This window comes from Vibrio sp. SBT000027 (assembly GCF_963894355.1).
Classification (GTDB): domain Bacteria; phylum Pseudomonadota; class Gammaproteobacteria; order Enterobacterales; family Vibrionaceae; genus Vibrio; species Vibrio splendidus.
The window spans coordinates 1,950,848-1,967,154 of sequence record NZ_CAWQGD010000001.1; the positions used below are offsets into that span (position 1 = coordinate 1,950,848).

The 16,307-nt window shown below is 43.7% G+C and carries 9 protein-coding genes and 2 pseudogenes; 8 read left to right on the top strand and 3 right to left on the bottom strand.

The genetic code is table 11. From position 1 onward, the window contains the following. Positions 1 to 218: 218 nt before the first annotated feature. Positions 219 to 1,061 (top strand): helix-turn-helix domain-containing protein, encoded by an 843-nt coding sequence (locus tag AACU28_RS08360; RefSeq protein WP_121602763.1) that lies wholly within the window; start codon positions 219 to 221, stop codon positions 1,059 to 1,061. A gap of 101 nt (positions 1,062 to 1,162) precedes the next feature. Next, positions 1,163 to 2,509: an MATE family efflux transporter gene (locus AACU28_RS08365; protein WP_102497077.1), complete on the top strand. Its 1,347-nt coding sequence runs from the start codon at positions 1,163 to 1,165 to the stop codon at positions 2,507 to 2,509. A gap of 109 nt (positions 2,510 to 2,618) precedes the next feature. Here the strand turns inward: AACU28_RS08365 and AACU28_RS08370 are convergent, their stop codons facing one another. From AACU28_RS08370 to AACU28_RS08380, 3 genes are all read right to left on the bottom strand, one after another. Further along, the gene (locus AACU28_RS08370) at positions 2,619 to 3,800 is read right to left on the bottom strand and encodes an MFS transporter (RefSeq protein WP_121602764.1); all 1,182 of its coding nucleotides are present in this window, start codon (positions 3,798 to 3,800) and stop codon (positions 2,619 to 2,621) included. Positions 3,801 to 4,167: 367 nt separating this feature from the next. After that, complete coding sequence (locus tag AACU28_RS08375) at positions 4,168 to 4,776, bottom strand: hypothetical protein (protein WP_065105153.1); 609 nt, start codon at positions 4,774 to 4,776, stop codon at positions 4,168 to 4,170. Positions 4,777 to 5,790: 1,014 nt separating this feature from the next. Next, the gene (locus AACU28_RS08380; RefSeq protein WP_121602765.1) at positions 5,791 to 7,794 is read right to left on the bottom strand and encodes a hypothetical protein; all 2,004 of its coding nucleotides are present in this window, start codon (positions 7,792 to 7,794) and stop codon (positions 5,791 to 5,793) included. A gap of 242 nt (positions 7,795 to 8,036) precedes the next feature. Between AACU28_RS08380 and AACU28_RS08385 the strand changes: the two genes are divergently transcribed. The 6 genes and pseudogenes from AACU28_RS08385 to AACU28_RS08410 all read left to right on the top strand — a co-directional run. Beyond that, the gene (locus AACU28_RS08385) at positions 8,037 to 12,887 is read left to right on the top strand and encodes a DUF1566 domain-containing protein (protein ID WP_121602766.1); all 4,851 of its coding nucleotides are present in this window, start codon (positions 8,037 to 8,039) and stop codon (positions 12,885 to 12,887) included. Positions 12,888 to 12,951: 64 nt separating this feature from the next. Then, a complete protein-coding gene (locus tag AACU28_RS08390) occupies positions 12,952 to 13,131 on the top strand; it encodes a Flp family type IVb pilin (protein ID WP_102548127.1) in 180 nt (59 codons plus the stop codon). Between the two features lie 30 nt (positions 13,132 to 13,161). Further along, on the top strand, positions 13,162 to 14,043 hold the full coding sequence (gene cpaB, locus AACU28_RS08395; RefSeq protein ID WP_121602058.1) for a Flp pilus assembly protein CpaB: 882 nt from the start codon (positions 13,162 to 13,164) through the stop codon (positions 14,041 to 14,043). Next, positions 14,036 to 15,424, top strand: a pseudogene (locus AACU28_RS08400) (type II and III secretion system protein family protein). The gene cpaB and the pseudogene AACU28_RS08400 overlap by 8 nt, the downstream one beginning before the upstream one ends. A gap of 54 nt (positions 15,425 to 15,478) precedes the next feature. Next, entirely contained in the window at positions 15,479 to 16,054 is a 576-nt protein-coding gene (locus tag AACU28_RS08405) for a CpaD family pilus assembly protein (protein ID WP_259462638.1), read from the top strand. After that, positions 16,051 to 16,307: pseudogene (locus AACU28_RS08410) on the top strand (pilus assembly protein); the annotation flags it as partial. The gene AACU28_RS08405 and the pseudogene AACU28_RS08410, both read left to right, overlap by 4 nt.

Sequence of the window (16,307 nt, forward strand, 5' to 3'; positions counted from 1 at the left end):
TGCGCTTCTAGGGTTCTATTTAGCGACTCAAATCTAAGCTTCTACCTCACTCCCCTCTCACACTCCTATCTATTTCACCGCGTCCATTCTTTCACTGCCCATCACTCATTGATAATGGCAAGCGAATGACTTAAAAGTCGCAATCGACTACATTAGAAGCGCTGAGAACAACCGACTCTAGTCTTAACTGCACCATCTGTCTTCAACCAAGGAATGTCATGAGAACTCCCATCAAACACATGCACCTGATTAAAGGTCAACCTTGTAGGGTTGAGGAACTGACTAACAGCGACGACGCATTCTTAGAACCGCACAGACATGAATACTGGGAGTTGGTGTGGTGCGTAGATAGCTTAGGCAGTCAGAGCATTGATTTTGTAGACTATGACAACAAGGTCGGCCGTATTTTTACCATTGCTCCGGGTCAGGTTCACCGATCTGAACTAGTGGGAGAAAGCGCTCGTTTACTGGTGTTTACGCCAGGCTTTGTCAAAACCAACCATCGCAACACACAGCTGGTCGACACCGTTTTTGCCATGCATCAAAGTCGTCCTCCCTACTTAGATTGCAGTGAAGAAGGCAACCGCTACCTACTGCCTATTTTCACTATGATTAAAGAGGAGTGTGCACGAGAAGAGAGCGACTGGGATTTGGTAGAGTCCCTCATGAATAGCTTTTTGCGCTACATATTACGTTTCGCCAGCCAATCATCATTGAAAGGCGAAGTGCGCGACAGCCGAGTAAACCAAGTGGTCGATTTGATTGAGCAACACTACACTACCCACAAACATTGTGAGTTTTATGCGCAAGCGCTATCGATAACTAACAAGCGCATCAATGAGATCGTGAAGGCTGAACGAGGTAAGACGGTCACCCAATTGATCCACGATCGAATCATCTTGGAAGCGAACCGAGAATTGATTTTTTCGACCAAGACAATTAAAACCATCGCCTTTGAACTTGGCTTCGAAGACCCCGCCTATTTCAGCCGTTTTTACCGTGGCCAGATGAATGAGTCACCTGCAGAGTTTCGAACTCGATGTGCAGATAGTGCAACATAACACGCAGATCATCCCTTTTTAGAGACCAGTTAAGTTCGGATAATGCTCCCTCTTTAATTCATCCACTTTGGTTACATCCAACTTGTTGGGAGCACTCTCGAATGGCCATCAACCTTAAAACCGATCCTATATCTAAATCCTTTTATCAGTACCTTTGGCCAGCGCTAACTGGCATGGTGATCAAGTCTCTCTTCATCATGGGAGACGCATGGTTCGTCGGACGTGGTGTTGGCCCTGATGGGCTTGGTGCTATCGCTTTGACCATCCCTGCTTTCTCAATATTTACCGCTATCGCGATGATGGTTGGCATTGGCGGTGCAGCGCTTATGTCTATCGAAGTTGGCAAAGGAAATTCAGCGTCGGGTCAAACCCTCTTTAGCCAATCAATGCTCAGTACCGCCGTGCTTAGCACCATTTCAGTCAGCATTGCTCTGTATTTTCTAGACGACATGATTGCGTTAATGGGCGCTTCTGGATACATGGCTGAACTGACTCACGATTACCTGGCTGTAATGCTGCCATTCTTTGTGTTGTACTCGTTAGCTTGGGTCATGTCGTGCTTTGTTCGTAACGACACCAACCCAAAACTGGCGACTTACGCGATGTCGATAGGTGCTGTGGTCAATCTAGTGTTGGATTACTTCTTCGTCTTAAAGTGGGGCTGGGGTATGAAAGGGGCAGCCTACGGTACAGCCATTGCGCAAGGTGTTATCGCTTGTATTCTATTGAGCCACTTTGTACGTAAACAAGGCACCTTGGAACTGAGCCTAAAAGGAATTGGTTTGGACAAACTGCCAAGCATCCTAAAAATAGGTACACCGACCTTCTTTATTGAGGTAACCGCCGCGATGACAATCTTGCTGTTCAACTACGTGTTGCTGCATCAGTTTGGTGAGAATCATATTATCGCCTATGGCTTAACGGCAAATATCGGGGTATTCGCTTTGTTTGTGATGGTCGGAATCGCTCAAGCCTGCCAGCCAATTATCAGCTTTAATCATGGTGCCAACCAGCCAAACCGAATCGAAGCGATTTTTCGCTTAGGTTTAAAATGTGCAATTGGTAGCGGCTTGGTGTTTATGGTTATTGTGTACCTGCTTGCGCCTCAAATCGCAGCCCTCTATTTGGGTGATTCAAGTGATTTGATTGCACTGTCAGCTACTGCATTGACGTTCTTCTTCTTTGCTGTACCACTGATGGGCATCAACTTAGTGATCGCCAACCTGTTTCAGGCAACAGCTAAACCAAAACAAGCGACACTGATATCTCTTGGCCGCGGCTTTGTGTTCGTCGCCTTGGGCATCATGATTTTACCAAAGCTATTCCCAGAGCAAGGGATTTGGGCGAGTATCCTGTTCGCGGAAACCGTAACAGCCATATTCAGCCTGAGTATGTTACGCAGCTACAAGAAGCGCTTTTCTGGCTCATTAGAAAAACAGGCGGCATAGGAAGTAATCCGTTTAGAATGTCACGCCTTTGACTACCAAATAACACATACAAAAAAGCTCCAATATCGCTATTGGAGCTTTTTTTCTATCTCATCAGATTGAAACCAACTTAGCGCCAGCTAAACATCCGGACTTCGTTACCCTCTTCAGGCTTCTTAGGAATGTTTAAAGACAGCGCCAAAGAAACCGCCGCCATCACTGCACCAATGTAGAAAACCGTTGCAGGAGACGATAACCAAATCACACCAAACGCGACTGGAATAACAACAGCTGCAATATGGTTGATGGTGAAAGAGACACCCGCGGTTGAGGCCATGTCAGCAGGATCCGCAATTTTCTGGAAGTAGGTTTTGATCGCCAATGCCAACGCAAAGAACAGATGATCGACCACGTAAAGTGCTGCCGCCCACTCAGCGCTTTGCACCAAGCCATAACCAACAAACACACCAATCAAACCCACATACTCAAAGATCAGCGCCTTACGCTCACCCACTACACCAATAAATTTACCAATGCGTTTTGCGAACAAGAAGTTAAACAGATAGTTGATTAAGAACAGTAGCGTGATGTCAGCAGCCGAGTAACCGAACTTCTCTACCATCAAAAAGCCTGCAAACACCGTGAAGATTTGTCTTCTTGCACCACTCATAAACGTTAGCGCGTAGTAGAGCCAGTAACGCTTTCTCAATACCAACTTTTTATTTTGCTGAGTCTTGGTTTGAAATTCAGGGAAACCAAAAGTCATCACCAATACTAAAACGAAACCGATGCCCCCAGTGATGCCATACACCCATGCAAAATCAAGCTTGAGCTGCTCTAGCATCACCCAAATTGAGCCATAAGTGATTAACGAGGCCAACGCGCCAACAGAGATCATTTTACCTAACATCTCTGGCGCTTCTTCTTTACTCAGCCATTGCAGTGACAGAGACTGCTTCAGCGTTTCAAAATAGTGAAAGCCCGTCGACATCAAAATCGTAGTCAGCAACAAGCCAGTAAGTGAAGGGAATAAACCGGTAATCGCCGTGCCTACGGTTAACATCGCCAGCGATATCAACATAAAGCGTTGCTCACGAATGAATGCCAACACAAACACCACAGTAAACGCTAAGAAGCCAGGGATCTCACGAACACTTTGCAACAAGCCAATATCGGCACCATCAAAGTTCGCTTTCTCAATCACGAAGTTATTAAGCAAAGCCATCCAGCTCGAAAACGCAATAGGGACAACAATCGAAATCAGTAATAAGAAGTTTTGTGGCGTTTTCCAATTCGTAACAGGTTCACTCATGAGTAGAATTTCCTTATCATTAATCCAACATCATACTCTCGTTTCATTAGAATCAACAAATGATTAACTCGGCATTTACAAGGTGAGCAACGAAGCCTTTGATAGTAAAATTAGACTGTGGCGGTAAACGAGGAGGCTTTAAATGTCGAAAAGATATGAATTACACCAAATCGACCTTAATAGGTGATTGAGTAGTATTCATTCGGTGTACATAATACATCCTCATATCTCTACAATGACTGAAGACCGAATGGGTATTGTAGATAAGCAACAAAAACGAAAAAATCCTCATAGAACAATTCTATGAGGATCTGTTTTCTAAACTTACAAAGTAGCAACCTTGGAAGGAATCAGGTTTACTTTTAAATCAAAAGTAGAACTTTAAACCTGTTACCCCAGACCATTGTTCAGATTCTTTATAAGTTTTATAGCTTGCACCTAACTCAATCGCAAAAAAATCAGTAAAGTTTATCTCGCCCATTAGCGAGTATTTATTCATCGTATTTTTATCAACGTAAGAGTAACGATAACTAGGAGTAAAAGTCAGAAAGCTAATTGGAGTATATTTGAAACCAACATGCGCAGAAGGAGCATATTCACTAAACTCAAGTTCGCGTCGCTCTGCATCGATACGATTTACGCCAACAGATAAAAAAGGCACGACTCCATTGACATAGTTACTGTTAAACCCTAATCCAGCATAATGATCTCTAAACTGAGTTTTTCCGGTGCTCATCCCAGAGAATTCAGTTTCCACGAATACATTGTTAGTCAATGAGAAAGATAGTGAAGCATATGCGCCCACAAGGTCTTGCTCTTCTTTCTCTGAAAATTTGGATCCTAAATATTGGTCCAAACCTTCATTTTGCCCACCTTGAAGGCCAAAACTGAAACTATTAAAGTAATTCTGCTCAGCATGCGCAAAACTAGAAAACATGATAGGTAACGCAATGATTATTTTACTTATTTTTTTCATTATACATCCAGATATACATTTTATAAATCAAGGCTAAGGTACAACTTAGTTAGGGTGTATTCAATGATATTTTGTATGTATTCACATTAAATCTTATTAACAACTCATCACAATTTAAAATATACCCTAACAACACGTCAATCCTGTTAATAACCACTCATGACTAGACTTAATTCTATTTATTCAAGAAAGTTAACAGACACTGGTAAGATGTGCGACCAGTAAATATTAGATAGAATTCAACTGAATATAAAATTTATTAAATTCACTTTCATTAAATTATATATTTAATGAAGAAATCAAAGAATCCACCTACAACGTTGAACTATCAATGGTGAGAGAACCAATTATTAACATCAAATTGAATGACGTAAGAAGTACTATTTTCGATATTTATTTTTAGTCACAGTTTCATTTAATCGATAATGAATAGTACAATAAAAAATTCAACGCCAACAAAATCCAAGGTTTTAGCCATGCTCACTCGAATATCGGTCATTACTACTAGCTGTATTTTCATGTTATGGATAAATACAGCCTATGCTGATAATGAAAATTACCGCCCCCTAGATAGAAGTTGTTCTAGTATCGTTTGTAAGCATTCGATAGAAAATACTAGCTTCCAGTACGATAAAGAGGAAAACCTCGTATTCTCTTCGGACAAAACTTCTAACATGGATAAGATATCATCATCTTTATACGTCATTTTGGAGAATAAAGAGGACAAAAATAATAATGATATAGACACCATATTGGATGTAGTAGAACTTTGGGAGGAGTAAAGATCAGGAGGAAATTTCACACAACAACTTACCTTGAATTCCGATAAGGTAAATAGGTTCAAAGAACACCAAAAAAGGCAATATCTAAAACAGAAAAGCGCAATACAACACTTAAGTAATACCACGCTTTTAATTTCAGATAGAACTAGTAGCAAGGAAAAAAGTCAACCAAACACATAAGTTGACTTCCTAGCTCAACAAAAAATGTTCCCCTTCCATTGAACTATTAGGCTTACAGCGCCTTATAAAAATTTAGCCATTCACCTCGTTCTAAGCCACTGACGTGCACACCAGAGATGCCACTTGACGTTGTCGCATTGGTCGGAGAAAACGAGAGGTTTACGTTTTTGAATTGATCGGAGATTTCACTTTCCGTACCCGTTTGAGAAAGAATGTAGCCCAAGTTCGTTGAACTCCAACTTGAATTGCCGCTGTCTTCCCACTTTTTGAGGAGTTCTTTGGTCACCAACTGGCTGCCAACCTTGAGAGCCGGGCCGCTGATATTTCGGAACTGATAATAGTCCGCACCCGAAGAAGTTAACGCAATCACCTTATCTTCTAACACATACAAAGACTTGATAGCATTGTTACTCAGAGACTCTGTTACAAGTAAGGTTTTCGTCATGTTATCAACGATATAAAGAGAACTTTCTGTGGTAATCGCACTGGTTTTTCCGTCTCGCGATGTCGCTATCTTGCTAATAGCAGAATCAACGGTCAGCTCCCCAAGTACGGTTTGTTGTATCGAGTTAGACACCCACTCAACCTTATTGCTATCCAACCCCAACAATATCTGTTGATTCACGACAATATTGGCTGTTTTAAGGTTTAACTTATCAATCGTCATCTTAGTGGATAGGTTAGAGGTGTCGATAACTTCTGCTGCTAAATTACTGTTTGAAAAGTAATTCTTATAAACAATTAATGCTTCACTTTCGTCGTAAGATGACATGACTTGCGGTGAGGAAGCTTTCAATGCGTGACTCCATCTTTTCATATCAAGCTTGTTAGCACTTAGCAATTTGAGTTCTTGCTGTGAGTATATCGAGCTTCCGGTATTTTTAATCGCCAGTAACGAGCCACTTTGTAACAGAGGAACCACTGCCGCGAAGTTATCATTGATGCACGACTCACTCGATTTAGGCGGCACGGCTGGATTAGGTTTTGGAATGGGTGGAAGCGTACCTCCACTGCGACTGCTGTACGTATCAATCGCAAAAGCCTTCACGCCAACATTGTTGTTATTCGAACCATTGAGGCTCGTAAGGAAAACACCATTAGCGCCTTGGCTATTACAAATATCACTCGATGTGGGTGAGACGTAAGCGGTCGGTTTATAAACCTTGTATGCCTGAACACCATTTAGCGCAGGAACTAACTGAATGATTTCACTCGAGTCTACCGGTATTTCTCCGCCGCCAGTACCAGTACCAGTACCACCTCCATGGTCATCGTCGTCATCGTCATCATGGTCGTCGTAATCATCGTCGTCGTGCGAACGGATACTAACCAGACCAGAAACCGCTTGAGATGCAGGGTCACCATTGATTGTCACCGGCTTATTGCGTGAAGAGCTATCAATTTGCATAACCACATCATTAGCCGTTAAAAACACAATCTGACTGCTCGCTGGATTCAGAGCTATCGACTTCGCACCAGACAATTGCGGTACCGATTGTGAACCGCGAACAACCAAAGAATCTTCAATTTGTAGATGCCGAGAAACCGTACCAGCAACGTCAATATTAGATAAGTCTAAAGTTTTATGTTCTATCATCAAATCAAGAGCATGGGCAATATTGGTATAAGAAGACTGCTTACCGTCACTTTGCGCCATTTTCAGCGATTTTAACAACAGATTTGATAGATCTTTAGACCCATGAGTTGAATCCAGCACACTAAAATTGATGCCAACATGATCGCCTAACTTACTTTGAAGCGATGCCTTTGCTTGCTCTACATCGTTACTTACCGTTGGGTTAAACATCATCTCACTATGAATTAAAGTTGTGAAAGGCGTCACCACTTTCATACCAGGAGAAGCAGTCAAAATTGCACCATCATATTGCCTTTGCTGTGCGTACCCAGAAACATCAGCAATCTGTTTCTCTTGATCACTGCATACGCCATTCAGATCTGCATCAGCGCATACTAATGAATCTAGAAATGCATAGCCTGAAGCCGTAGACCCAACTGGGTTTTCGCTATCAGAACTACCTCCACATCCAGAGACCATTAAGACACTAGATATTGCTAGTGACAATTTGCATATTAATAATTTATTGTGCATTTTTTCGACCGATTCGCCTAGTTTATGATTTGATTGATAGTATTTTATTTTGCTATTAAATCACTTAACGAAATAAAAGATCAAATGATATTGATAATTACTATCATTTAAATTAATATCCTCCGCCTTTCCTATGGGTAATTTATAAATTATTTGGAGTTCAGGTGGTAAGGAATCCATACAAATTAATGAGTGTTTCACTCATTTCCACAATGCTTATTGCTTGTGGCGGAGCAGAGTCAGATCCGAAGCTCAAACAGTCACAAACTAAGCCAAGTTCTCAGAATATTTCGGGCATAGCTTTGGATGGTTATTTACGCAACGCGAAGGTTTGTTTAGACAGAAACAGCAATGCCATGTGTGATTCTGCTGATGGAGAAATTGCCACTACGGACGCCGAAGGACGATTCCAACTAGACGTCGACAATGATGTCGCCCAATACCCAATATTGGTCGAAGCGGTTGCCGGTATAACTATCGATATGGATTCACCGAATCAGCCTATTGAATCCGGATTTACGCTAGAAGTACCGAGTAGCAATTCGGACGTGATTAGCCCCGTGACGTCTCTCATTGCAAGTGTATCGAGAACCAGTGGAATCAGTTTTGATGAAGCAACCCAGCTTGTAGCCAGCGACTTAGGCATCGATAAACAACTGGCTGTTGGTGATTATTCCGCATCAAACTCAACCAAAAGCCGTGAAGTACACATGTTTGCGCGCGGTGTTACTCGCGTACTTCAGGAAGCACAAATGGCTTCTGTTGATGCAGGTGTCGACCAAGTAAATGCTCGAAAAGGATCTATGTACAAGCTGGCAGAGCTTGATTTAGCAGAATTTAAAGCCAAGACCGATTTGCTGTCTCATGGCGCATCAGGAACCGATAGCGCATTGAAACAACTTGGTAAGGAATACCGAGACCAACTCAAAGTTTCCCAAGAAGACATCGATGGCAATAAAATCATCACTAGACCGCCAGCGCCTAAGCACGGTCAAGTCAATGATGCCTCAGACACCTTCGATTGGCAGCTTGTGCGTGGCTTCACTCACAACACAGATTACGAATATTCATTGGATTCAGGGAAGACTTGGACAACGGTAATTCGTAAGCCGATTGTTGTAGGGAAACTGGCGTTCGACAAAGGAGCCGTTCAAGTTCGAGTTGCTGCGTCTAACGTTCGTAATACCCCTGCCGGAAAGCCCATGCTTTCAGACAAAGCGTTTACGCTAACGACAGTGCCTGCTGCTCCAGCTTGGATTAGTGTGAATAACGCGATCAATCAATTTGATTGGGCATTTGTCGACTCGTTTAATGAACTAGGTTTGTATGAATATTCATTAGATAACGGCTCAAGCTGGACGCAAGTGACTGAAAAACCTCAAGACATTCCAGATCTAGATATTCCAGTTGGACATCTAAAAGTTCGTGTAGCCAAAGATGACTCGCTAGGTCACCCAACAGGATTAAGTTCAGCATCAGAACAATCGATGACGGTAACCCCAATCCAACCCGCGCAACCAGTACTCGATTTTGCTAACGACAGCACCAATCAAATCAATTGGCTTTGGGTTAATGGATACAAGGATCCGTCTTTCTACGAGATTAATCTAGGTAATGGTTGGCAGGGCGTAACCGCACTGCCGTATCTTGTTGGCAATGTTTCACTTCCTGCAAACACGATTTCGGTTCGCGTTAAGTCAAATGCACTGGATGCCCGCCCCGCGGGAGTTCCGTTGGCTATCAGCTCTGTATTCACTCGCTCAGAAAATCAACCTATAGCACCAACCTCACCGATTGTTGACGATGCAGAAAACACATTCGCATGGACAGACGTTGAAGGATTTACGGGAAGTGATTTCTACGAATACTCTCTCGATAGAGGCATTACTTTTACCCCTGTAACTAGCAACCCACAGGCTATCCCAGATGAGACGTTTGCCAAAGGGCAAATCTGTGTAAGAGTAAAAGCAGGTACAGATCCTCAACATGATCCTGGCGAAGTGCTGTGTTCAGACAAGGGCTACTCTGTTACTCCTAGTATGCCTGTCGCACCGACATCACCAATCTCTCATGACGGATTAGATACATTTGACTGGACTTTTGTTACCGGGTTTTCAGAGGTAACGGATTACGAGATCAATACACTCAACACCGGCTGGGCAGTGGTTACCACAAAACCATATCAGCTAAATGACCAAGCTTACGCTATCGATTCAATCCAAGTACGCGTTAAACGAGATCCGATTACGGGTCGCCCTAGCGGTTCAGAGTTAACCAACGATGTCGCGTTTACTGTTCGTCCGTCAGTACCCAACGCCCCGATTGGTCTGGTGGTTAACGACACAAACAATACTCTCGATTGGACATACTTCGGCGAATTCACTCAGCCCGAGCACTTCGAAGTCACACTCGACTCCGGTTCAACTTGGACAAAAGTAACCGTTAAGCCTGTAGTGATTGGTAATGTAGATAAGAACATCGCTGAAGTGCAATTACGAGTAAGTGCAAACCCTAACAATGGCATGCCTCACGGCGCGTCAGCATTAACAACACAAGCCTTCACCAAAGTGTTTGAAATTCCATCACCAACATCGCCTGAGATTACTAACACTTTCACTGGCTCAAACCAAATCAAGACCAATGGTTTTGAGTGGGACTACTTAACTGCCAACGTTGATGGCCAATCTGTTCGCTTTGATCAAGCCAAATACTATGAGTTCACCAATGACCAAGGCCTCACTTGGCACCCTGTTGTTTCAAAACCTCAATTTATTGGCCCAGAAGCGTATGACAAAGCCAATGTCGGAGTTCGACTAAAGAAACAAGCAAAAGAAGGCGTTTCCAATTCAGTCAGTGACACCCTTTGGGCTACAGATGCTAGTAGTCGCTTCACTGCATTAAAATTCGTACCGATGAAAACCCGTTCGCAGGCCGCTGATTTTAGTTACGGTGGCTCATGGAATTCCTACTCCCTAAATTGTATTGCTGAATACGATGACAAAGGACAAGGGGAGCCGACGTTTTGGACGAAGCGATTCTCTTCAGAAACCGATACCGTCTTCGATAAAGTCGCACAACTGGATGATTGTGATATCGCTGGTTGGACGCTTCCAGACACCAATGAAGTGATTACGCTATCGCAACGAGATCCTGCAACACTGCCATCAAATCTAAGAAGTGGTGGTTACTTGGTATCGAATCAGTCAATGAATATATTAGCGGATAAAAATGGCGTCGCTGTCACTATCAACAAAGGCCAGGAATCTGTTGAGCAGTATTACAGTAAATACGCATACGCTAAGTGGGAATTACCGTCTGGGCCGCAGCTAGTCAGTCACATTGATGCTTCAACAACTGCTGTTGAAACCCTACTCAATACACAAAGTTCAATAGTAAAGGCGGCTGAGGCTTACCTAACAACATGGCTAGCGAACAATCAGAAAAAAGCGCAAAGCTACGCGGCTTTAGAAACCCAAGCACAAGCTAAAGCTGTTGAACTGGCGGCCTTTACTAAACCATGGCTTGACGAATTGAGTGCAGTGACCACGAAGCTCACTATTTACGACTTTCAGGTGTCGGTTGCTCAAAGCCGTACTGATGCGGAGAGCCTTGAGTTCATTACCAAAGTAAAAGCTTACAAAGAAAAAGCAGCGAAACTACAGCAAAACTCGAACGGGTTAAATGCACTAGTTGAAGGTGCTAAGTTTGCTCAAAAAATGGCATTCATCCAGAAAAACTCGGTAATGCTAACCGATGCCACAAGTGCAATAGGCTCAGCCTCATTGGCTTCAGAGCTGCATCAAGCAAGTTTGGACCTCTACAGTGCCATTTCAGTATTAGAGAGCCAATATGCGCAAGTCACTGACTTCATTAACCAACTGAATACCGCAACCAACGGGATTGGCTCTGAGTTTGATTCGCTCATCACTCTATATCAAACACTTATCAAAGAGATGAGCACAACAGCCACACTCCACGATCTCGCTCAATCTAAGGTGTTAGCAAAAGATGGACTAAAACAAGCAGCAGACAATGGATTTAGTGTTTCTCAAGCCAACGCAATGGTAAGTAATCGCTTCGCCAAGTTGGATGAACTAGGAAACTATCTGCCAAGCGACACAACCTATCAACAAGGTTGGCGCTGTGTTGAAGACACGAAAATTACAGGAAAACGTCGAGTATGGGCACTGCTCAAAGATGGGCTACCGCATGGTGCTGACGATCTTGCCTATGATGCTTCAGCGACCGGATACGCCAGCATACTAGGCAGCAACGAACTACTCGCGAGCACTAATAACAACAAGCTGTGTGGTTTTAGTGACTGGGAAGTTCCGCACTTAGCACAGCTGCTGTCGATTAATACCAAGGCTGTCGAAGGTTCAAATTCGAAAATGACCTTGGATACAGACGTATTTCCAAATTACTTGGGACTCAAGCCAGAATACGACAAATCTTATTTCGATAATGGAACCACGTTTTATTACTGGTCGAGTGCAGCAAGCGGTGATCAACAATACATCACAAGTTACGACACTAAAGAAAGTAGCCAAACCTTAGATAAAGCTCGTACCGATGGTTCTGAAGACAAAGTCGTCTTAGCTCGATTATTCAGAGAAAAGTCTGCTAATTATCAGTATCTAAATGCGCAAGGAACGGTAGTAACCAACCGACAAAATGCAGTGTGTGCTCAAGACACAGACAGCAACTTGGTTTGGCAACTCTTCTCTCGAGGTGATAGTAGCCGTTTCAAGAAATACGTAGATATTGCCCCTCTTATCACAGCACAAAATACCAAGAGTATTTGTGGCAAAGCTAATTGGCGTTACCCGACAAAAGCTGAACTCTATAGCTTATTGCCACTTAACAACGAAGTGTTTGAGTTCAACGAAGCAACTGGTGGTAGCTATGGCTACTACATCACCAGCGACCCAGCACCTTATGGCCGCTTCAAAGGGTTGAATATGACGACGATGGCGGAGACTGATGTGTCTACCGCGAGCTATTCATCAGCTTATCTATATCGATTAGTTGCAGACTAACGACACCTTTATTAATGACCACAGCAGCCTCAGCTGAGGCTGCTTTCATCTAGGAAATAACAACATGTTTAACAAGAAAAAACAGCGCGGCGCGGCCGCTATCGAATACGCAATTCTCGCAGCAGCAATGTCTGTGGTCTTGCTTAATTTTGTAGGCGGCGAAAATGGTGATCTAACCGAAGCCATTACTGGCGCTTACCAAACTGTCGTCGATCAGCTCAAAGACGCTCAAAAATCAGAATAAGCCCGTTTACCGTAAATTAAAGGAATAGTTATGACTGCCAAGCGACTCATGTTGCTGTCGTTATTTTGCTCGGTGCTCGGAATATCCGTTTTACTGTTGAGCCAAACCAATAACGAGTCTGCGAGCACCTCTTCTAAACAAGCCGTTAAGCAAACGGTCAAAGTGTTGGTTCCAACTCGCACGATAGAGATAGGTCAAGCCTACACACCAAACTCGTTCCGATGGAAAGAAGTTCCACAGCAAGAGTTGGAGAACTACATCGACCACGTGACACCGGAAGATATTTCAGCCGACCACACGATGTCGGGGCTTGCACGCACCAAACTCATCAAAGACTCAATATTGTCGAAAGCAGACATTACCGAGCCGGAAGGTGGCTACTCGCTTTCATTGAAGTTGCAACCAGGCTATCGCGCGATTTCAGTCCCTGTCGATCAAGTCACGTCTAATTCAGGCTTCATTGAGCCGGGCGACAGAGTGGATATTCTCCTACTCGGTTCACAAGATGGTGAGCTACTTCGTTATGGCAATTCATCTCAAGGATTGTACGTCACAACGATAGTGCATGATGCAAGAGTCTTGGCATTTAATAACAAGCAAACGGCAGAATCTTATCAAAAGGCTAGGGAATCGAATGGTTTCGAAAATGGTATCCCTGAAGACAGCAGTGTCTCTTTAGAAGTGACACCCGAGCAAGCAAACCAAGTGGTACTTGCGAAGCAATTAGGAAAATTAACGCTTGTATTACGCGGGCAAAACGAGGCTCAAGATCAACCTCAACGCGCAAATGCCGTGACGCTGAAAGTCATTTCTCCAGACACAACTCAGGTATTGCCTGACGTGGGTTTGGTGGAATTTAGAGCCGAAAATAAAATCGTCAATAATAAAACTGGAGCTGATAACAATGGCTAACATCTGTCGTTGGTGGGGTGTTCTCCTGCTATCAAGCCTATGTGTCTCTTTTGCATCTGCAGCATCAACATTTGATGTCACGATCAATGAGGCGAGAATGATTCGCTTACCCGAAAAAGCGAAATCCATTTTCATCTCTAACACCCATATCGCTAATTACCAAACCTTAACCAATACCAAGGTGATGATATTCGGTAAGCAAGCTGGCAGCGCTACGATCACCGTTTTGAATGAACAAGAACGCGTGATTTATACCAACAAGATTCGCGTCACGCATAACAGCCGTGAGTTCAATGAACTGGTTAAAAACAAGTTCCCAGAAGCGTCAGTCAACGCGGAATCTCTGGGCGGAAAGTTATGGCTTAAAGGTCGTGTTCCCTCTCCGATGATGGCACACAATATCGTGTCGCTCGCGAAAGGCTATTTATCCCCTATTGTCGGTTCTACCGAACAACAAGAGAGCTCGAATTCACAGGGAAACAGTAACAACAGCAGTAATTCAACCAATCAAAATCAGCAGACTCAACCCAATGATGAGCTGATCAATCAATTGGTTGTCACCATGCAAATCAGGTCAACATTCGTGTAAAAATCGCTGAAGTCTCAAGAAATGTATCCAATAAGTTGGGCATCAAATGGGGTTCAATCGCTGGCGGTGTGGGGCAATTTTCGTTTTCAAAGCTGCCTAATGTCAGTAGTTGGGGCAAGCCGAGCATTACTGCTCTGATTGATGCGCTAGCAACCAACGCATGATGTCTGTGCTTGCTGAACCTAACTTGACCGCGATGTCAGGCGAAGATGCGGAGTTTTGGTTGGTGGGCAGTACCGCTGCCACTGATTACGGCTGACACCACTCAAATCGAATACAAGGATTTCGGTGTAAAACTGAACTTCACCCCAACCGTGCTCAGTCAAAACCGTATCAGCTTAAAAGTAAATCCCGAGGTCAGTAACATCTCAATCGAGAGCCAACAAGTGATAAACGGAACTAACTTCCCTTCTTTTACCACTCGTAGCGCCTCACCCACCATTGAATTGGCAAGTGGGCAAGCTTTGCTTTAGGTGGGCTATTGAAATCGGAAGACATCGAAAACTACAAAAAGTACCGCTCATCGGTGAAATACCAGTCCTTGGTAGCCTGTTCCGCTCGACTGAATTCACTCGTAGAGAAACAGAGCTGATCATCATTGTAACGGCTTACCTAGTTCAACCGACTCGTTCAGACTCAATGCCACTACCAACCGATGGCTTAATCCCATTGAGCGATGTTGAACGTTTACTGGCATGGCCAAGAGAGCAACAAAAAACATCAAATAATAAAGCGACTTATACCGACAACCAGAAGCCTCGCTTACTGGGTGACAACGGGTTCTACTACTGAGGACATCATGAACAAATTATCCTTATTACTGCCCGCTCTCTTTGCGCTTGCGGGTTGCGCGCCAACGCCTACAACCCAACAACCTTCTGTGGATGTGGTGTCCGTGACAAACAAGCTGACTTTAACACTGTCGGTAAAACGTTATCGGCTCAAGAGAAAGCTGATATCTCTGACTTTATTGCTCGCCGAGGCACGCTATCCAACTTAATGGTCAAGATTGAAAATACGACTCAGAAAGGAGAAAGCCAAAGTGAAAAAGTTAGGCTTCATCTGATCGAGTCAGGCCTCTACCCTTCGCAAATTTCAGTGTCAGACACTGCGGCGCAAGGTAAAGGCGACATCACGATTTTTGTTGAATCTTATCGTGCCAAAGTAACTGCATGTGACGCGGGTAAAACACCAAGAACCACACTCAACGCTTATCGTACTCAGCGCAATTTCGGCTGTGCGAATGCCAATGCACTGGCGCAAATGGTCGCAAATCCAAAAGACCTGATAGTTGGTCAGCCCATCGACAGTGCACAAGGACAAAAAGCGGTGTCTAGCATCGATAACTACTTTGCGCCACCAGCACAAAACCAACAGACAAACTCTGGCTCTTCGAATACCACGCTAGGAGGTTCGCAATGAATCAAGTACACAACTTAACGGTACTGATCGCGGCATCGGAGCAACTCGATACATTAGCGCTCACATACACACTGAATGATTTCGGTATCAACAACATCACAACCTCTTCGAATCAAGAAGATGACGTGGTGAGACAGGTACTTAAGAACGATGTTAAAACCATCTTCCTCGATGTACTGAATAGCGAATTGCCAGAATCGAAACAGGTTGTGCAGCGTTTAATACAACGTACTGGGTGCCAAGTTATCGCGAT

Coding starts and splice junctions, on each gene's coding strand:
- AACU28_RS08360 (WP_121602763.1), top strand. CDS start 219: ATGAGAACTCCCATCAAACACATGCACCTGATTAAAGGTCAACCTTGT.
- AACU28_RS08365 (WP_102497077.1), top strand. CDS start 1,163: ATGGCCATCAACCTTAAAACCGATCCTATATCTAAATCCTTTTATCAG.
- AACU28_RS08370 (WP_121602764.1), bottom strand. CDS start 3,800: ATGAGTGAACCTGTTACGAATTGGAAAACGCCACAAAACTTCTTATTA.
- AACU28_RS08375 (WP_065105153.1), bottom strand. CDS start 4,776: ATGAAAAAAATAAGTAAAATAATCATTGCGTTACCTATCATGTTTTCT.
- AACU28_RS08380 (WP_121602765.1), bottom strand. CDS start 7,794: ATGGTCTCTGGATGTGGAGGTAGTTCTGATAGCGAAAACCCAGTTGGG.
- AACU28_RS08385 (WP_121602766.1), top strand. CDS start 8,037: ATGAGTGTTTCACTCATTTCCACAATGCTTATTGCTTGTGGCGGAGCA.
- AACU28_RS08390 (WP_102548127.1), top strand. CDS start 12,952: ATGTTTAACAAGAAAAAACAGCGCGGCGCGGCCGCTATCGAATACGCA.
- cpaB (WP_121602058.1), top strand. CDS start 13,162: ATGACTGCCAAGCGACTCATGTTGCTGTCGTTATTTTGCTCGGTGCTC.